The organism is Gramella sp. MAR_2010_147 (assembly GCF_900105135.1).
Taxonomy (GTDB): domain Bacteria; phylum Bacteroidota; class Bacteroidia; order Flavobacteriales; family Flavobacteriaceae; genus Christiangramia.
The window spans coordinates 2,221,364-2,240,042 of record NZ_LT629741.1 but is presented as its reverse complement, the minus strand read 5'-3'; the positions used below and the strand labels follow the sequence as shown (position 1 = coordinate 2,240,042).

General features: G+C 38.3%; 20 protein-coding genes. 12 read left to right on the top strand and 8 right to left on the bottom strand.

Features of this window, described 5'->3' with window-relative positions; translation table 11 throughout:
* The first annotated feature begins 9 nt into the window (after positions 1–9).
* From rpmF to BLT95_RS10140, 7 genes are all read left to right on the top strand, one after another.
* A complete protein-coding gene (rpmF, locus tag BLT95_RS10170) occupies positions 10–207 on the top strand; it encodes a 50S ribosomal protein L32 (protein ID WP_026932948.1) in 198 nt (65 codons plus the stop codon).
* A gap of 179 nt (positions 208–386) precedes the next feature.
* Positions 387–1,385, top strand: coding sequence for a beta-ketoacyl-ACP synthase III (locus BLT95_RS10165; RefSeq protein ID WP_089665979.1), 999 nt, complete (start codon positions 387–389; stop codon positions 1,383–1,385).
* Between the two features lie 18 nt (positions 1,386–1,403).
* On the top strand, positions 1,404–1,913 hold the full coding sequence (gene accB, locus BLT95_RS10160; protein ID WP_089665978.1) for an acetyl-CoA carboxylase biotin carboxyl carrier protein: 510 nt from the start codon (positions 1,404–1,406) through the stop codon (positions 1,911–1,913).
* Between the two features lie 66 nt (positions 1,914–1,979).
* A complete protein-coding gene (gene accC, locus BLT95_RS10155; protein WP_089665977.1) occupies positions 1,980–3,332 on the top strand; it encodes an acetyl-CoA carboxylase biotin carboxylase subunit in 1,353 nt (450 codons plus the stop codon).
* Between the two features lie 72 nt (positions 3,333–3,404).
* Complete coding sequence (locus BLT95_RS10150) at positions 3,405–4,526, top strand: FAD-dependent oxidoreductase (RefSeq protein ID WP_089665976.1); 1,122 nt, start codon at positions 3,405–3,407, stop codon at positions 4,524–4,526.
* A complete protein-coding gene (gene mtgA / locus BLT95_RS10145) occupies positions 4,523–5,194 on the top strand; it encodes a monofunctional biosynthetic peptidoglycan transglycosylase (RefSeq protein WP_089665975.1) in 672 nt (223 codons plus the stop codon). Before BLT95_RS10150 ends, mtgA begins: the two co-directional genes overlap by 4 nt.
* Positions 5,194–5,649, top strand: a complete 456-nt coding sequence (locus tag BLT95_RS10140) for a transcription elongation factor (RefSeq protein WP_089665974.1) — start codon at positions 5,194–5,196, stop codon at positions 5,647–5,649. The genes mtgA and BLT95_RS10140 overlap by 1 nt, the downstream gene beginning before the upstream one ends.
* On the opposite strand, the gene BLT95_RS10135 is transcribed toward BLT95_RS10140, so the two are convergent.
* The 6 genes from BLT95_RS10135 to BLT95_RS10110 all read right to left on the bottom strand — a co-directional run bounded on the left by BLT95_RS10135 (position 5,642) and on the right by BLT95_RS10110 (position 12,348).
* A complete protein-coding gene (locus tag BLT95_RS10135) occupies positions 5,642–6,610 on the bottom strand; it encodes an ABC transporter ATP-binding protein (RefSeq protein ID WP_089665973.1) in 969 nt (322 codons plus the stop codon). The two genes, BLT95_RS10140 and BLT95_RS10135, sit on opposite strands and share 8 nt — an antisense overlap.
* A gap of 72 nt (positions 6,611–6,682) precedes the next feature.
* Positions 6,683–8,842 carry a prolyl oligopeptidase family serine peptidase gene (locus tag BLT95_RS10130; RefSeq protein ID WP_089665972.1) on the bottom strand — a complete coding sequence of 720 codons (2,160 nt, stop codon included), beginning with the start codon at positions 8,840–8,842 and terminating at the stop codon, positions 6,683–6,685.
* A 93-nt stretch (positions 8,843–8,935) separates the two neighbouring features.
* On the bottom strand, positions 8,936–9,925 hold the full coding sequence (locus BLT95_RS10125; protein WP_089665971.1) for an aspartate-semialdehyde dehydrogenase: 990 nt from the start codon (positions 9,923–9,925) through the stop codon (positions 8,936–8,938).
* Between the two features lie 189 nt (positions 9,926–10,114).
* Positions 10,115–10,543 (bottom strand): large conductance mechanosensitive channel protein MscL, encoded by a 429-nt coding sequence (gene mscL, locus BLT95_RS10120; protein WP_089665970.1) that lies wholly within the window; start codon positions 10,541–10,543, stop codon positions 10,115–10,117.
* Positions 10,544–10,595: 52 nt separating this feature from the next.
* Positions 10,596–11,708, bottom strand: a complete 1,113-nt coding sequence (gene alr, locus BLT95_RS10115; protein WP_089665969.1) for an alanine racemase — start codon at positions 11,706–11,708, stop codon at positions 10,596–10,598.
* The gene (locus tag BLT95_RS10110; RefSeq protein ID WP_089665968.1) at positions 11,701–12,348 is read right to left on the bottom strand and encodes a thymidine kinase; all 648 of its coding nucleotides are present in this window, start codon (positions 12,346–12,348) and stop codon (positions 11,701–11,703) included. The genes alr and BLT95_RS10110 overlap by 8 nt, the downstream gene beginning before the upstream one ends.
* Positions 12,349–12,540: 192 nt before the next feature.
* Between BLT95_RS10110 and BLT95_RS10105 the strand changes: the two genes are divergently transcribed.
* The 4 genes from BLT95_RS10105 to recJ all read left to right on the top strand — a co-directional run bounded on the left by BLT95_RS10105 (position 12,541) and on the right by recJ (position 16,290).
* Positions 12,541–13,278 carry a hypothetical protein gene (locus tag BLT95_RS10105; protein WP_089665967.1) on the top strand — a complete coding sequence of 246 codons (738 nt, stop codon included), beginning with the start codon at positions 12,541–12,543 and terminating at the stop codon, positions 13,276–13,278.
* A 13-nt stretch (positions 13,279–13,291) separates the two neighbouring features.
* Complete coding sequence (rsmI, locus tag BLT95_RS10100; protein WP_089665966.1) at positions 13,292–13,963, top strand: 16S rRNA (cytidine(1402)-2'-O)-methyltransferase; 672 nt, start codon at positions 13,292–13,294, stop codon at positions 13,961–13,963.
* Between the two features lie 4 nt (positions 13,964–13,967).
* Positions 13,968–14,534 carry a uracil-DNA glycosylase family protein gene (locus BLT95_RS10095; protein WP_089665965.1) on the top strand — a complete coding sequence of 189 codons (567 nt, stop codon included), beginning with the start codon at positions 13,968–13,970 and terminating at the stop codon, positions 14,532–14,534.
* A 61-nt stretch (positions 14,535–14,595) separates the two neighbouring features.
* Positions 14,596–16,290: a single-stranded-DNA-specific exonuclease RecJ gene (gene recJ / locus BLT95_RS10090; protein WP_089665964.1), complete on the top strand. Its 1,695-nt coding sequence runs from the start codon at positions 14,596–14,598 to the stop codon at positions 16,288–16,290.
* On the opposite strand, the gene BLT95_RS10085 is transcribed toward recJ, so the two are convergent.
* Together BLT95_RS10085 and BLT95_RS10080 are read right to left on the bottom strand one after the other, a co-directional pair.
* Positions 16,287–17,045 (bottom strand): UDP-2,3-diacylglucosamine diphosphatase, encoded by a 759-nt coding sequence (locus BLT95_RS10085; RefSeq protein WP_089665963.1) that lies wholly within the window; start codon positions 17,043–17,045, stop codon positions 16,287–16,289. The two genes, recJ and BLT95_RS10085, sit on opposite strands and share 4 nt — an antisense overlap.
* Before the next feature lie 336 nt (positions 17,046–17,381).
* Positions 17,382–17,834: a 6-carboxytetrahydropterin synthase gene (locus tag BLT95_RS10080; RefSeq protein WP_089665962.1), complete on the bottom strand. Its 453-nt coding sequence runs from the start codon at positions 17,832–17,834 to the stop codon at positions 17,382–17,384.
* Positions 17,835–17,933: 99 nt separating this feature from the next.
* Between BLT95_RS10080 and BLT95_RS10075 the strand changes: the two genes are divergently transcribed.
* Complete coding sequence (locus tag BLT95_RS10075) at positions 17,934–18,587, top strand: 2OG-Fe(II) oxygenase (RefSeq protein ID WP_089666900.1); 654 nt, start codon at positions 17,934–17,936, stop codon at positions 18,585–18,587.
* Positions 18,588–18,679: the final 92 nt, after the last annotated feature.

Genomic DNA, 18,679 nt, shown 5'->3' with positions numbered 1-18,679 from the left:
CAGGAAGCCATGGCACATCCAAAGAGAAAAATCTCGAAAACCAGAAGAGATAAGAGAAGAACACATTATAAAGCTTCAGCTCCAAAAGTGGCTGTAGATTCTGTAACAGGTGAAGCACACTTGTATCACAGAGCTCACTGGCACGAAGGTAAACTTTATTACCGCGGTCAGGTATTAATTGATAATACTGAAGAAGTAGAGGCTTAGTAAAGGATAAAGAGCTTCAAAAAATACAGAAACTCTCACATGGTGGGAGTTTTTTGTTTTTAGTTGAATAAGTCCTAAAAAGACCTTAATTTGCACGCCGGTTCTAATTAAATTTAGTACTTTTCTAGGAATGTAGAAATTTTATTTAGACCGGTGAAGGGTGAATTAAATCCAATTTTATGAATAAAATCACAGCAGCAATTACGGCTGTAGGTGGCTATGTGCCTGAAGATGTTTTGACCAACGAAATGTTGGAAGAAATGGTGGAGACAACAGATGAGTGGATCACCAGCAGGACAGGAATTAAAGAAAGGCGCATTCTTAAAGACCCTGAAAAGGGAACTTCATATTTAGCAATCCAGGCTGCGAAGGAAATTCTTCGAAAAACCAATCTGGATCCCAAAGAAATTGATCTTATAATTTTAGGAACTGTAAGTCCCGATATGCCGGTAGCAGCTACTGGTGTTCACGTCGCAACAGAAATTGGAGCAACAAATGCATTTTCTTATGATTTGCAGGCAGCCTGTTCCAGCTTTCTATACGGGATGTCTACTGCTTCAGCTTATATTGAGTCTGGACGATACAAAAAAGTTCTCGTAATTGGCGCAGATAAAATGTCTTCTATCATCGATTACAAAGATCGTACTACCTGTATTATCTTTGGAGATGGTGCTGGTGCAGTACTTATGGAGCCTAATACAGAAGGATTAGGGCTTCAAGATGAAATTTTACGTAGTGACTCCATTGGAAGAAATTCTTTAAAAATTGCTGCCGGAGGATCTTTAATGCCTCCAACCGCAGAAACAGTTGCAGAGAAACTTCATTATGTAAGGCAGGATGGAAAAACGGTATTCAAATTTGCTGTTTCGAATATGGCCGAAGTTAGTGCCCAGATCATGGAAAGAAATAATCTCACCAATGAAGATGTGAACTGGCTGGTAGCACATCAGGCTAATAAGCGTATTATTGATGCAACTGCCAATAGGATGAACCTCAATGATGAAAGTAAGGTTTTAATGAACATACAGAGGTATGGAAATACTACTGCCGCAACTTTACCATTATTATTAAGCGATTACGAAAAACAATTAAAAAAAGGAGATAATTTAATATTTGCCTCTTTTGGGGGTGGCTTCACTTGGGGAGCTTCTTACCTTAAATGGGCTTATAACTCATAAAAACCAACACCAATTATTATGGATTTAAAAGAAATTCAGAATCTAATAAAATTTGTAGCTAAATCTGGCGCAAGTGAGGTAAAACTGGAAACTGGAGATGTAAAAATCACCATTAGAACAGGTTCAGACGAAAAAGAGACTACCATAGTACAGCAAATGCCGGCTGGGGCACAGATGCCTCAAATGCAAGCACAACAACCTCAGCAACCTCAGCAACAGGCTCCCGCACCACAGGAAACTGCAGCTCCGCAAAAGGAAAATAAAGATTCTGCTGGAGACGATTCAAAATATATCACTGTAAAATCTCCAATTATTGGTACTTTTTACAGAAAGCCATCTCCAGACAAGCCTACTTTTGCTGAAGTTGGTGATAGCATTAAAGAAGGTGATGTACTTTGTATCATTGAAGCAATGAAACTTTTCAATGAAATTGAAAGTGAAGTTTCAGGAAAAATCGTCAAAGTATTGGTAGATGATTCTTCTCCGGTTGAATTTGATCAGCCTTTATTTTTAGTAGATCCATCATAAATTACTGCCCGTTTTAACAACTGCAAGCCCTTTTTCGGGGCTTCAGAACTTTAAAAGCAACTAGGTATGTTTAAAAAAATATTGATTGCCAACAGAGGGGAAATCGCGTTGCGCGTGATTCGTACCTGCAAAGAAATGGGAATTAAAACGGTAGCGGTTTATTCTACTGCTGACGCTGAAAGTCTTCACGTTAGATTTGCCGATGAAGCCGTTTGTATTGGTCCTGCGCCAAGTAACCTTTCTTATCTTAAAATTTCAAATATCATCGCTGCGGCAGAAATCACCAATGCTGATGCTATACATCCGGGATACGGATTTCTTTCTGAAAATGCTAAGTTTTCAAAGATATGTGAAGAACACGAGATCAAATTCATTGGAGCTTCTCCAGATATGATCGCGAAAATGGGAGATAAAGCAACTGCCAAAGCTACCATGAGAGCAGCAGGAGTTCCTTGTGTTCCTGGCTCTGAAGGAATCCTTAAAGATTTCAAAGAATGTTCTAAACTGGCAAAAGAGATCGGATTTCCGGTAATGCTAAAAGCTACCGCCGGTGGTGGTGGAAAAGGAATGCGTGCCGTTTGGAAAGAAGAAGAACTTGAACCAGCCTGGGAGTCTGCCAGAAAAGAAGCAGACGCATCTTTCGGAAATGATGGGATGTATATGGAAAAGCTTATTGAAGAGCCTCGCCATATTGAGATCCAGATCGTTGGAGACAGCAGTGGTAAAGCCTGTCACCTTTCTGAAAGAGATTGTTCGGTACAACGACGTCATCAAAAATTGACTGAAGAAACACCATCTCCATTTATGACGGATACACTCCGTAAGAAAATGGGTGATGCGGCTGTAAAAGCAGCTGAATATATCAAATATGAAGGAGCCGGAACGGTGGAGTTTCTTGTAGACAAGCATAGAAATTTCTACTTTATGGAAATGAATACTCGAATTCAGGTGGAACATCCTATTACCGAACAGGTAATAGATTACGACCTGATTAGAGAGCAAATTTTAGTGGCATCAGGAGTGCCAATCTCAGGAAAGAATTATTTCCCACAACTACACTCTATAGAATGTAGAATTAATGCGGAAGATCCTTATCATAATTTCAGGCCATCTCCAGGGAAGATCACGAATCTTCATGCGCCGGGAGGACATGGAGTGCGTATAGATACACATGTATACAGTGGATATATCATTCCACCAAATTACGATTCTATGATCGCAAAGTTGATAACGACTGCTCAAACAAGGGAAGAAGCAATCAATAAAATGAAGCGAGCTTTAGATGAATTTGTGATTGAAGGGGTAAAAACTACCATTCCTTTCCATCGTCAGTTGATGGATCATCCAGATTATGTAGAAGGAAATTACACTACAAAATTCATGGAGGATTTTAAGATGAAACCTCAGGAAGAGGAATAATATAAGCCCCGGTTTTGCCGGGGTTTTTTTATACCTAATATTTTGTAATTTCAGCCTTAGAAAACCCAACCTATGAATTTTTCTTTTTGGGAAACCGATTCCTGGTTCTCAGATATTGATTATTGTATTATTGGCAGCGGAATCACTGGTTTAAATTGTGCTTTAAAACTAAAAGAAGCCGAACCTGATTCAAAAGTAATTATTCTTGAAAAAGGAATCCTGCCAGAGGGAGCCAGTACTAATAATGCTGGTTTTGCCTGTTTTGGCAGTATATCAGAGATTCTGGACGATCTAAATACACATTCCAAGGAAGAAGTTCTTCAGCTTGTTGAAAAACGTAAGAACGGCCTGGATTTACTTCGGAATAATTTGGGGGATAACATTATAGACTTCAAAAATCTGGGCGGCTATGAATTATTTACGGAAGAGGATAAAGATTTATACCACGAATGTCTGGAAAAAATTCCTGAAATAAATGCCTTATTGAAACCGGTCTTTTCTGAAGATGTATTTGAGGTTTCCACGAATAAATTCGGCTTCAAAAAAATTCAAAAAGATCTTATCTATAATAAGTTTGAAGGCCAGATTGATACCGGTAAAATGATGACAGCACTTGTGAAAAGGGCTATGGTTGAAGGTATTCGTATATTGAATGGAGTAGAAGTTGAATCATTTTCAGAAGCAGAAGATGAAATTTTAATAAAAACAACAAAATTCAATCTTCAATCAAAAAAACTAATGATCGCAACCAATGGCTTTGCTTCCAGGCTGGGAATTGATGAGGTGAAACCTGCAAGAGCACAGGTGCTTATCACAAAGCCGATCAAAAATATTCCGTTTCTAGGAACTTTTCATCTGGATAAAGGCTATTATTATTTCCGTAATATTGGCGACAGGGTTTTATTTGGTGGAGGTCGAAATATGGATTTTGAAACCGAAGAAACCGATGAATCTGGATTGACAGAGATCATTCAGAATAAATTAAAGGAACTTTTGAAAACCTGTGTATTACCTGAAACGGACTTTGAAATTCAACAATCCTGGAGCGGAATTATGGGTGTTGGAGATCAAAAAAAGCCAATTATCAAAGAAGTTTCAAATAATGTTTACTGTGGTGTGCGTCTTGGTGGAATGGGAATCGCCATAGGAGCTATCGTAGGTAAAGAATTAGCAGATCTAGCATTAAAATCATGATAAAGAGATTCTTCAAATTTATTTTTAAAGTGCTGTTGGGGCTTTTTCTTTTCAGTATCCTGATCGTAGTCATTTATAAATTTGTACCCGTACCATTTACACCTTTAATGGCTATACGATATTTTGAAAATCCGGAAGAGCCTTTGGAACACGATTGGGTACCTATAGAGGATATTTCAAGGCATCTTCAACTAGCTGTTATTGCTAGTGAAGACCAGAATTTTGCTAATCATAGTGGTTTCGATTTTAAGGCTATAGAAAAAGCCATGGAAGATAACCGCTCTGGTAGGAAGATTCGTGGGGCGTCTACAATTTCACAACAAACCGCAAAAAATGTTTTCCTATGGCCCGGGAGAACCTGGTTTAGGAAAGGAATGGAAGCTTATTTCACTTTTCTTATTGAAATAATCTGGAGTAAAGAGCGAATCCTGGAGGTTTATCTTAATAGTATAGAGATGGGAAAAGGTATTTACGGAGCTCAGGCAGCCTCACAACATTGGTTTAAAAAGGATGCTATAACGCTTAGTCCTTATGAAGCGGCTGCTATTGCGGCGGTATTACCCAATCCAAGACAATACAGGGCAAATCCGGCTTCAGGTTTTATCCAGGGAAGAAAGAACTGGATCGTGAGGCAGATGCAGAATTACGGTAAATTTATGTTGGATTAATGGAGAAATTAGATCGCATTAAACTAATTCAGGCATGCCAGGAGTATCTGAACAAACGAATTGCTGTGGTTAAAAAAGCGATAGATGGTCTCAAAGAGGATCTTGAAAATGAGTCCAAAAGCAGTGCCGGGGATAAATATGAAACCGGCCGGGAAATGATCAATATTGAATGGAATAAATTAACTATTCAATTAAATGAATATGATCGCCTGGCACAAATCCTGGTTCGGATCAAAGATCATAAAACCGGGGATAAAGTTGTTTTGGGAAGCCTCGTTTGTACAGATGCGGCGAATTACTTTATTTCTATCCCGGCAGGTGAAATCAAGTCAGAAAATCAGAAATATTACGCGGTTGGTATTAAAGCACCAATTTCTCAGCAGCTTCTTGGAAAGGAAGCAGGAGATTATTTCACAATGAATGGGAAAGAATTCAGAATATTGAATATTATCTAAGACGTTTTTTAATTAGATCTTCTGAAACTTTTAAGTTGATATTTTTCCCCTGAGCTATATCTTTTCTATGGTTTACAAGAATTTTTTCTCCGTTTAAATTTGCTTCAATAAGATAATCCTCACCTTTGAAATAAGATTTTACAACTTCGGCTTTAATATCTGACGAGGTAGTTATTTTAATTTCATGGGGATATAGAAGTATACGTTTTCTACTCGATTCATTCTGGCGAAGATTTTTCAGCATTACATGGTTTACGTCTCCAAAGAGAGAGGCAACATATTTATTAGGAGGATTTTTATACAATTCTTCAGGGCTGCCATCTGCATATATTTGCGCATTTTTTAGAACGAAAGTACGGTCTGCAAAAGACAATGCATCGGTACTGTCGTGCGTGGCGATCATACAGGTTATATTTTTCTCTTTTAAATAAGAAAATAATCTTCTGCGTAAATTATTTTTTCTGAAATGATCTATATGGCTAAAAGGTTCATCCAGTAGAATTAATTCTGGTTTCTTAGCCAACGCCCTTGCAAGTGCAATCCGTTGTTGCTGGCCACCACTTAATAATTTTGCTTTTTTATCAGCCAGATCTTCCATTTCCACCACCTCAAGCAATTCCTTGATTCTACGTTTCTTTTTGATAGGGTAAAAATTACTAAGGTGTTTTCCCACATTTTCAGCAGCAGTTAAGGGAAGCATTAGATCGAAATCTTGCGCCAGATATTTTATAAAAGGCTCACCTGGAACTAGGTTATAATTAGGTCCCAGCAATTCATTATCCTCCCAGTAAATTTTACCTTCGGTATGAAGTAGCCCATAAATTAGTTTCAAGAGCGTGCTTTTTCCGCACCCACTCTGGCCAATAATGGAAACATTCTGACCTTTTTCCAACGTAAAGCTAATATTCTTTAAAACAAGGTCTTTATCGTAAGCGAAGTTTACATTTTCAAGTTTCAGCATAGTTATCCGAAAGTTAGAATAAAAAAAGCGCGGATCATAATCCGCGCTTTAACTTATAAGGATCTTAGAAGATTAGCCTTTTATGTTTTTATCAAGTTCATTTGGCAGAGACTCAAAACCCATATTGTAAAGGGTGAAACCAAAAATATCTGCATACTCCTCGATGATCATGCTCGTAGGTTTCCCTGCTCCGTGCCCTGCTTTTGTTTCAATTCTAATTAAGACAGGTTCATTTCCAGCATGCTTTTCCTGAAGTTCAGCAGCAAATTTAAATGAATGTGCTGGTACTACACGATCATCATGATCCCCGGTAGTCACCATAGTAGCAGGGTATTCAACACCTTTTTCAATATTGTGTACCGGAGAATATCCATATAGATATTTGAACATTTCCTCGTTGTCTTCAGCAGTTCCATAATCATACGCCCAACCTGCGCCAGCGGTGAAAGTATGATATCTAAGCATATCCATAACCCCAACAGCCGGTAAAGCAACCTTCATAAGATCTGGACGCTGCGTCATGGTGGCTCCTACTAGCAATCCGCCGTTAGAACCTCCTCTAACAGCCAGGTAATCACTGGAAGTGTATTTGTTTTCAATCAGGTATTCTGCAGCCGCGATAAAGTCATCAAAAACATTTTGTTTTTTAAGCTTCGTTCCGGCGTTATGCCATTCTTTTCCATATTCTCCACCTCCACGAAGATTTGGAACCGCATATACACCGCCTTGTTCCAGCCATACGCTCATAGCGGTACTGAATCCTGGAGTTAGGCTGATATTGAATCCCCCATAACCATATAAGATTGTTGGGTTCTTACCGTTTAATTCAGTTCCTTTTTTATAAGTGATGATCATTGGAACTTTAGTTCCATCTTTTGAATTATAAAAAACCTGCTCGCTGGTATAGTCATCAGGATTAAAATCGATATTTGGTTTATTGTAAACTTCAGAAGTTCCTTCTTCAATATCATATTTATAGATAGTTCCCGGAGTCACATAATTAGTAAATGAATAATATAAAACATCTTCCTCTTCTTTAGCTCCAAAACCTCCGGCTGAACCAATTCCTGGTAATTCCACTTCACGAATCAGTTTTCCCTCAGCATCATATTGCTTTACTTTAGAAATGGCATCTACCATATATTCAGCAAAAAAATCACCTCCCGCCGTAGAAGGACTCAAAACATTTTCTGTTTCCGGAATAAAATCTTCCCAGTTTTCGGGAGTAGGGTTAGAAGCATCCACGCTTACGATTTTCTTATTCGGAGCATCAAGGTTGGTTACGATAAAAAGTTTGCTGCCCTCATTTTTGATCACATAAGTATCAGTATCCTCATTATCCAGAATGGTCACCAATTCAGGATTATCTTTAGTTAGATCCATCAGGAATAATTTTCCTCCGGAAGTGGAATTACGTGCAGAAATGGTAAGATAACTATCATCTTCAGTAACTCCTCCGCCTACATATCTATGCTTTTGATCTGCAGTTGCACCAAAGATCACTTTATCTTCAGATTGCGGAGTACCAAGCTTGTGATAATATAATTTATGCTGATCTGTTTTTGCTGAAAGTTCGCTTCCGTCAGGCTTATCGTAGCTGGAATAGTAAAATCCGTCATTACCCTTCCAGGACATCCCGCTAAATTTCACATCTTTAATAGTATCTCCCAGAATCTCCTGATTCTCGGCGTTCATGATGATAATCTTTCTCCAGTCACTTCCACCTTCTGAAATCGCATAAGCGAATTTTTTACCATCTTTGGAAAAACTCAAACCGCCAAGAGAGGTGGTTCCGTCTTCACTGAATTTATTAGGATCAAGAAAAATTTCAGCTTCACTATCTTCTCCTTTTTTGCGATACATCACGCTCTGGTTCTGTAATCCATCATTTTTAAAGAAGTAAATATAATCACCTTCGGTAAATGGAGCACTTAATTTTTCGTAGTCCCAGAGTTTTGTCAATCTTTCCTTTAGTTTATTGCGATAAGGAATATTTTCGAGATAGTTGAAAGTCACCTTATTTTGAGCTTCCACCCAGTTTTCGGTTTCCTCACTACGATCGTCCTCGAGCCATCTGTATGGATCTTTTACTTCAGTTCCAAAATAATTGGTTACGGTATCTACTTTTTTAGTTTCTGGATAATTCAAGGCAGTAGTTTCATTTTTTTTATTGTCTTCACTACAGGAGGCTAATATTCCTGTAGCAATGACCATGGTAAGAATTTTTTTCATGGTTTAGGTTTCAATTATGCATAAAATAAGTATAAAAAAAGGCCTGAAAGTTACATTCTTTCAGGCCTTTAAGATATTGAAATATTTAATTTCTTATACCAGCTTATTTTTTAAAAGATATTCAGCAATCTGAACAGCGTTGGTTGCAGCGCCTTTTCTAAGATTATCGGCAACTATCCACATGTTTACTGTATTTGGCTGAGAGTAATCTCTTCGTATTCTTCCCACAAATACATCATCTTTTCCTTCGGCATAAATAGGCATAGGATAGGTGTTTACCGCTGGATTATCCTGAACGGTAATCCCTGAAAAATCGCTAAGTATTTTTCTAACATCAGCCTCCTCAAAATCTTTTTGGAATTCAATATTTACAGATTCTGAATGTCCTCCTACAACAGGAATCCGTATCGCAGTTGCCGTTACATTTACTGAATCGTCTCCAAGAATTTTCTTGGTTTCATTGCTCAGTTTCATCTCTTCCTTGGTATAGCCGTTTTCCTGAAAAACGTCACAATGCGGCAATGCATTTTTATGAATTGGATATGGATAGGCCATTTCTCCCTTTTCGCCTGAATACTCATTTTCCAGCTGCTGAACTGCTTTTACACCAGTACCCGTAATAGACTGATATGTTGAAACCACGACACGCTTAATTCCATAAGTATCATGTAGTGGCTTTAAAGCCATTAAGAGTTGAATCGTGGAACAGTTTGGGTTGGCGATGATCTTATCTGTTTTTGAGAGAAGATTAGCGTTGATCTCCGGGATCACCAGTTTATTATCGGGATTCATTCTCCAGGCTGAAGAATTATCGATTACTGTGGTACCAGCTTCCGCAAATTTTGGAGCCCATTCCAGGGAGGTATCTCCTCCTGCTGAAAAGATAGCGATCTCCGGTTTCATAGAAACAGCTGTTTCTAAACTCACAATTTCATATTCCTTATTTGCGAATTTCACCTTCTTACCTACAGATCTTTCAGAGGCTACAGGGATTAACTCCGTTAACGGAAAATTTCTTTCTTCAAGGACTTTCAGCATTACGCTTCCTACCATTCCGGTGGCTCCAACAACAGCTACTTTCATATTACAGGTGCTTTATTAAAATTTTGATTGCAAAGGTATTAGTTGCACTTAAACCTAATGTGTTTAGAAACAAAAAATTGCTTAAGACATAAAAATTTGTACGTATTTGCTCATATTGTTAAAAAAAGACCCCGATTTTCATCGGGGTTTATTATTAAAAATGAATAGTGTAGCGGTAAGCGTACGTCATTATGAATTTTGCTTTCTTAGTTCGTCTCTTATTTCTAAAAGTATTTGTTCCTGAGTAGGACCTTTTGGAGCATCTGCACCCTCCACATCCTCTTTTTCTTTCGTTTTTTCATAAGCCCTTAACACGAGAAATATGAAAAGACCAATAATAATAAAATATATAATGGCCTGAATTAAATTACCATAAGTTAGCACAGCTGCTTCAGCCTCTTTTGCGGCTTCCAGATTGGCATACTGCCGGCCATCCAATGCAATGAATTTTTGCGAAAAATCAATCCCACCAGTAATAATCCCGATAATTGGCATGATAATATCGTCTACTACTGAAGAGACGATCTTATTGAATGCTGCCCCAATTACCACAGCTGTTGCCAGCATGATAATGTCTTTCTTGAAAAGAAATTTTTTGAAATCTGCGAAAAAGCCCATAAAAAATTGGTTAGAAGTTAGTTTGAGCTAATTTATACAAAAAAATCAATTCTTATTCAGGAATGATCTTTCGGGTAACTCTACGCTGAATGCCAGTTATTAGTTCATAGGAAATGGTCCCTCCGGCCTGAGCAAAATCTACAGGATGTTGATGAGGTCCGCCAAAAATGATCACTTCATCTCCTTCTTCACAATCTATTCCGGTAACATCTATCATGATGATATCCATACAAACATTTCCAACTATTGGAGCGTATTTACCCTTTACAAATACCCCGGCTTTTTGCTTTCCATAAATACGGTTAATACCATCAGCATGACCTATAGGAAGGGTTGCAATGTGCGAAGGCTTATTGATTTTATGGGCCCGGTTATAACCCACAGTTGCGCCTTCTTCAAGTTTCCTGATTTGCGAAATAATGGTTTTTAAGGTGCCTACAGGTTTTAATTGGGGATCCACTGTTTTATCATTTCCGTAGCCATAAAGCCCGATACCCGTTCTCACCATACTAAAAGTGGCTTTGGGGTAATTTATGACTCCGGAAGTATTACAAATATGAAGTAATGGTTCATAGCCGAGATTTTCTATAAGTTGCCACGTCATTTTTCTAAAAAGATCTATCTGATCTAACGTAAATTCCCGTTCCTGCCAGTCTTCACTTGCTGCCAAATGGGAAAAGACTGATGAGATCTTTATAGAAGGTGTGTTTGAAATTAATTCCTGAACCATTGAAATTTCAGCCTTATCAAAACCAAGACGGTTCAGGCCGGTATTAAGCTTAATGTGAACGGGATAATTTTTCTGGTTGAGCCTTTCAGCTGTAGAAATGAAAGATCTCAATGTTTTCTCACTGTAAAGATTAGGTTCGAGGCAGTTTTCTATGATCTCTTCAAAATGGGTGAATTGAGGGTGTAATACGAGAATTGGTTTGATAATTCCATTTTCCCTTAACCGAATCCCTTCTTCTACATAGGCTACCGCAAAATAATCGGTTCCTAATTCTTCCAGTTTTTTTGCAATTTCTACTGAATCACTTCCGTAGGCATGGGCTTTTACTACTGAAAGAAATTTTACATCCTTGCCTATTTTAGATCTTAAAAAGCGATAATTATGAGCCAGGTTTCCAAGATTAATTTCCAGAACGGTTTCTTTGGCTTCACGCATTTTCTTCTTTAGGTTTTTGATTTAATTCTTCGGCATCCTTCACCTCCAGTTTTTTAAGCCTCTCTCTAAGCATTGCTTTGTAGTAAGCAGCACGGCTCAGTGGCTCATATTCTTCGTTTTCTCCAAGGAATACCAGGTCATCATTAATAGCTTTTCGGTAACTAAACTGGGCAAGATTTCCGGTTCTGGTGCAAACTGCATGTACTTTAGTAACATACTCGGCAGTTGCCATTAAATTAGGCATTGGACCAAAAGGGTTTCCTTTAAAATCCATATCCAGGCCTGCTACAATTACACGAACGCCTCTATTTGCCAGATCATTACAAACAGTGACGATCTCGTCATCAAAAAACTGGGCTTCATCAATTCCTACCACATCGCATCCATCAGCTAAAAGACGAATATTAGAAGCAGATGGCACGGGTGTTGATCGTATCTCATTAGAATCATGCGATACCACCATTTCTTCGTCATAACGAGTGTCTATGGCAGGTTTAAAGATCTCTACGTTCTGTTTAGCGAATTTCGCACGTTTGAGCCTACGGATGAGTTCTTCCGTTTTTCCGGAAAACATTGAGCCGCAAATTACCTCAATCCAGCCAAATTGCTCTTCGTGATTTACTGTATTTTCGAGAAACATTTTGTATTTTTCAAATCGAAACGGGGAAATACCTCTTTCGCATAAAGGTGGAACAAATTTATTAAAAATACAACCCGGTTAAAGGGCGAATCTTTAAAGTTATGAAATGAACCATAACGAAATTTAACTGCCAGCTAAAATGATTATTTGCGAATCGCATCTGACCGATAAAAAACAAATAAAAATAAACAGATGAAAAAGAAAATTGAGACTGATCTCATTCGAATTGCTGAAAATATCATTCAGAATAAAGGCAAATTGGATGCGAATGGATTGAAGGAAAAAGCAAAGGATCTTTACGAAAAACTTACGGTATTGGCTTTCACGGAAAAGCATCTTGAAGAAGATAAAAGTGAGAAAGTAGCTGAAAAGCCTGTTCAGAAAAAAGCTAATAAAGTTTCTTATGACGAGTTTTATCCGGACGGAACTGAATATAATGAAGATTCTGACGCCATAACAGAACCAAATACTGAAAAAATTAAAGATATCGTTGCACAAATGCCTCCGGAAACTGAAAAGATAGATTCTATGATGAGTCAGATAAATGCTGCTCCAGAACCATCAAGATCATCTGATAGAGGACAGGAGAAAAGGGATTTTAGAAATATTGGGGTAGATTATGATAATCTTCCAGATTTTGAGCCGGTAAATCACGTAGAAAAAACCAGTAAGCCAAGATCTTTAAATGACCGACTCAAAAAAGGAATTAATATAGGTCTTAACCAACGCCTTTCATACATAAAACATCTTTTTGGAGGAGATACAGCCGATTATAACCGGGTACTTTCCCAGTTAAACACTTTCACCAGCCTGGAAGAAGCCAGGAAATTTATTGATAAGGTCGTAAAACCAGATTATAACAACTGGGAAGGAAAAGTGGAATATGAAGAGCGTTTTATGGCGCATATAGAGAATAAATTCAGCAATTAGTTCAAACTGATTTATGGGAAAACTGTTTCTGGTTCCAACGCCTATTGGAAACCTGGAGGATATTACTTTTAGAGCTATAAGAGTTTTAAAGGAAGCCGATCTTATTTTAGCTGAAGATACTCGAAACAGTGGTAAACTACTGAAGCATTTCGAAATTCAAACCCAGATGCACAGCCACCATATGCATAATGAGCATAAGACGGTTGAAGGAATAGTTTCCCGAATCCAGTCTGGAGAAACGATTGCACTTATAAGCGATGCCGGTACACCCGCCATTTCAGATCCCGGATTTCTTTTAACCAGAGCCTGTGTGGAAGCCGGAGTTGAGGTAGATTGTTTACCCGGTGCCACTGCTTTTGTTCCAGCCTTGGTCAACAGTGGATTACCAAACGATAAATTTGTTTTCGAAGGCTTTCTCCCGGTTAAAAAGGGCAGGCAAACCAGATTAAAAATTCTTGCTGAAGAAACCAGGACCATGATCTTTTACGAATCTCCTCATAAACTGATCAAAACCTTAGGTCATTTTACGGAATATTTTGGCGAGGATAGACGAGTTTCTGTTTCCAGAGAGATTACGAAATTACATGAAGAGACCATTCGAGGTACGGTTACAGAAGTACTTACCCATTATACCAATAAACCTCCCAAAGGGGAAATTGTTGTAATAGTAGAAGGGAAATCCTGATATTTTGGAAGATCTTCTGTGTACCATAAGAGATTGCAAGGTTTGTAAAGATCATCTTCCGCTGGGACCAAGGCCTATCATTGAGGCCAGTAAGAATTCTAAAATTGTATTGATTAGTCAGGCGCCCGGAAGAATTGTTCATGAATCTGGAATTGCCTGGAACGATCAAAGTGGTAAAAAGCTAAGGGAATGGCTGGGAGTAGATAAAGATACTTTTTATAAGGTAGATAACTTTGCTATTCTCCCGATGGGTTTTTGCTATCCCGGAAAAGCTAAAACCGGTGATTTGCCTCCCCGAAAAGAATGTGCTCCTTTATGGCATGAATCGGTGTGGAAAGAAATGAAAAATGTTCAGCTGAAAATTATTATTGGCTCTTATGCCGCAAATTACTACCTGGGTAAAAAGGAAAATCTTACTCAAAAGGTTCAGAATTATAAAGAGTATTTACCTGAATTCTGGACAATTCCGCATCCGTCGCCTGTAAACCGATTCTGGCGGATGAAAAACCCCTGGTTTGAAGCTGAAGTGGTACCCAAACTTCAGAATAAAATTACTGAAATATTAGGCTAAGTATTTATTTCGTATACCTTGTTTTTTACTAATTTCGATATTCTTTCAATTTCTAAAAATTATGCGCTGGACCTTAAAACCCAAACCCGATTCTATGACTGTAAATTCTTTAGCAGAGAAGTTGGGGATTGGGATACCAGTCGCTAAACTCCTGGTGCAACGAGGAATCACGTCTTTTGCGGAGGCAAAGAAATTTTTCCGACCTGATCTTAAAGATCTTTATGATCCATTTCTAATGAAAGACATGGATAAGGCTGTAGAACGTATTGAACGGGCTATAGAAAACGGAGAGAACATCATGGTCTATGGAGATTATGATGTAGATGGAACTACCAGTGTTGCATTAATGTCTTCATTTTTGAAATTCCGTTATCCTAATGCGACCACTTATATTCCAGATCGTTATGAGGAAGGATATGGGGTTTCTTATCAAGGAATAGACTATGCCGAAGATAATGAGGTAAGCCTGATTATCGCGTTGGATTGTGGAATTAAAGCTATTGAAAAAGTAGCCTACGCAAAAAATAAAGGGATTGATTTTGTGATTTGTGATCACCATCGCCCGGGGAATGAAATTCCCGATGCCGTTGCAGTTTTAGATCCAAAACGTGAGGATTGTAACTATCCTTATGATGAGCTATGTGGATGCGGAGTTGGTTTTAAGCTTATCCAGGCGATCACTCAAAAAAACAAGGAGCCAGAGGAAACTTTATTGCCATATCTCGATTTAGTTGCCACAGCGATAGGAGCTGATATTGTTCCCATCACCGGGGAAAACAGGATTCTGGCTTATCACGGTTTGCATGTGATTAATGTAGCACCGCGAAAGGGTATCAGAAGCCTATTAGGAGATCGAAAAAATGTGAGTATTACTGATGTGGTTTTTATCGTGGCACCACGTATAAATGCCGCGGGGAGAATGAAACATGGTTTACATGCGGTTAATCTGCTAACGGAAGAGAATGAAACTATTTCCGGAAATTACGCTGAAGAAATTGAAACCTATAATACAGATAGGCGAAGTGCCGATAAAAGTATTACCGAAGAAGCTAAACAGCAAGTCATAACTCAAAAGGAAGAAAACCGATTTACCACTGTAGTTTATAATGAAAACTGGCATAAAGGAGTCATAGGAATCGTTGCTTCCAGGCTAACCGAAACCTGGTACAGGCCAACCCTGGTATTTACCAAGAGTGGCGACAGGCTTGCAGCTTCAGCAAGGTCGGTTAAAGGTTTTGATGTGTATGAAGCTTTGGAAAGCTGTAAAGAATATATTGAGCAATTTGGCGGACATAAATATGCAGCCGGACTTACCCTTTTGGAATCTGATTATCTGAATTTCAAGCAAAAATTTGAGGAAGTGGTCTCGGGAAGTATAGACAAAAACCTATTAACTCCAGAAATAAGTATAGATGCAGAATTGGATCTAAAAGATATTACGGCTAAGTTTTACCGAATTTTGAAACAGTTTGCACCTTTTGGTCCCGGGAATATGTCACCGGTCTTTTTGAGTAAAGGATTGACAGATACAGGTTTTGGGAAATGTGTGGGTGAAGATAAGACCCATTTGAAATGCCAGGTAAAACAGGAAGATTCCAAAGCAAGTTTTGATGTAATAGGTTTTAACCTGGGAGAAAAGTTGGATTTAATAAAAGAAGGTAAAAAATTTGATGCGGTATATAGCCTGGATGAAAATACCTGGAACGGGAATACTAAAATTCAGTTGAAATTAAAGGATATACGAGAAAGTATTTAAGAATCGAGTTTTTTCAACTCTAATAATTCCCCATCAAAAACCGCGTAGGTGTAATGGCTTATCCAATCTCCGGTATTGATGTAGGTAGATTTTCCGTTGAGGTCTATTTCTAAAGGCAAATGTCGATGGCCAAATAGGAAATAATCATAGTGTTTGGTTTCCAGTTTTCTTCTGCAATACTGAATGAGCCATTCTTCGTCCTCGCCAAGAAAAGTCTGATCTTCATCTCCCGAGATCATTTTGTTCTTTACGGAGAAATACTGCGCTAAAGGCACTCCTAAATCTGGATGTAGCCATCTATAAAGCCATTTAGAAAGCGGATTGGTAAAGACTTTTTTCATTCTTTTATAGCCTTTGTCGCCTGGACCAAGGCCATCCCCATGTCCTACCAAAAAAGTTTTATTATTGAATTCAAATTCTTTTGGACGATGATATACCGGAATGTTTAATTCACTTTCAAAATAATCGTTCATCCACAGGTCGTGATTTCCCACAAAAAAATAGATGGGGATACCACTGTCTTTAATTTCAGCAAGCTTTCCAAGGGTACGCACAAATCCTTTTGGAACCACATGTTTATATTCAAACCAGAAATCGAACAGATCACCCAGGAGAAATATTGCGGCAGCATCCTCTTTAATCTCATCCAGCCATTTTACAAAAACAGCTTCTCGCTTTCGGCTTTCTTCCATAGTGGGAGCGCCAAGATGATTATCGCTGGAAAAATATACTTTTTTGCCTTGAGGGATATTCATAAATACTTAATTCGGGGGTAAAGATAGGAGATTTCTCCCTCTGGTCGAAATCACAGTCTTGGTTGAACAATTTTGTTTATGAAATTTATTCATCCTGAACTTGTTTCAGTTAGATGTGATTCCAGCATAGCTCTATTAATCTGTCATCTCGACCAACGGGAAAGATCTCATGGAAGTTTGAACTAATCCAGCGATGTCTCCTTTGCTAAGCTTTTTCGAAATGACACTTATAATTAGAAATATAGAATTCGCGCAAGGGATAGAAGCGGTTAGCTCCCGATAGCATTTTAGCGATCGGGACTAAAAGCGGATAGCCCGACCCGTAAGGGTTGCGCCCTAAATATTATCACTAGCATACCACTCTGCAAACGAAGTTTCAGTTTCCTGAAGTTTCAGGGAGTGTAAACTAATATGTCCTGGAAGATGTTTCTTTATTTTCTTAGCGAAATCTATTACCATATTTTCACTTGTAGGCTGGTATTCTACCAGGATCACGTGATGCCCGCGATCTTTCAATTCGTTGGCAAGTTCCAGATGTGGGGTATTCTTATTGAAAACTGTAGCATGATCAAACTGATCTACGATCTCAGACTTTACGATTTTTTTGAGGTCTCCGAAATCTATTACCATTCCAAATTTCACATTTTCGTTATCACTAATAGGTTCTCCAACAACAGTTACGCTCAGTTTGTAACTATGACCATGTACATTTCGACATTTCCCATCGTAGCCATAAAGGGCGTGCCCGGTCTCAAATGAAAATTGTTTGGTAATTCTAATGTTGCTCATTTTAGCATATTTTGTTACAAAGATAAATGATTTTTTGAGGCTTAATTTTAACAGTTTTCAATTTAATATCTAAAGTATATTTGCGAAATTTTTGAAATGATGCTTTCAACCGATCAGGAACTTTTTGAACAAATTGAATTTCAGGAGAATCCGCTTTATGAGCGAATTATCCAGGATATTCTAGAGAGAAAATACAGTATTGTAGATGATTTCTTTAATGCTGATGAGGTTGCGATTCTCCGGAAACAACTAATTAATAAATATGAAGAGGATAATTTTAAAAAAGCAGCGATTGGAAACAGGACCAGTGAGGTAATTGAAAAGTCTATTCGCGGTGATTTTATTCTCTGGATCAATGAAGCGGAAGCGGGAGAAGCAGAAAAAACTTATTTCAACAAGATTAATTCCTTAGTGGAGTATTTAAACAGGACCTGTTTTATGGGAATTCTTACCAAAGAGTTTCATTATGCGGTTTATCCTGAAGGTACGTTTTACAAGAGGCATCTGGATACCTTTCAAAATGATGGGAGGAGAAAGTTATCTATGGTCTGTTATCTGAACACGGAAGACTGGAAACCTGAGAATGGAGGTGAACTTGCGATCTATACCCAGGAAAACGGACAGGAAAAACAACTGAATATCTACCCGTTTCCGGGACGAGTGGTGATTTTCGAAAGTCAGGAGCTGGAACATGAGGTGAAACCTGTAAAAGTTCCCCGACTGAGTATCACCGGTTGGCTAAAAACAAGGTAATTATTTTCTGAATTTCTTATAAATAAAGACTCCGATTAGTACCAGTGCTAAAACCAGCCATAATCCCATCCCACTTAAAAAGCTGAAAAATT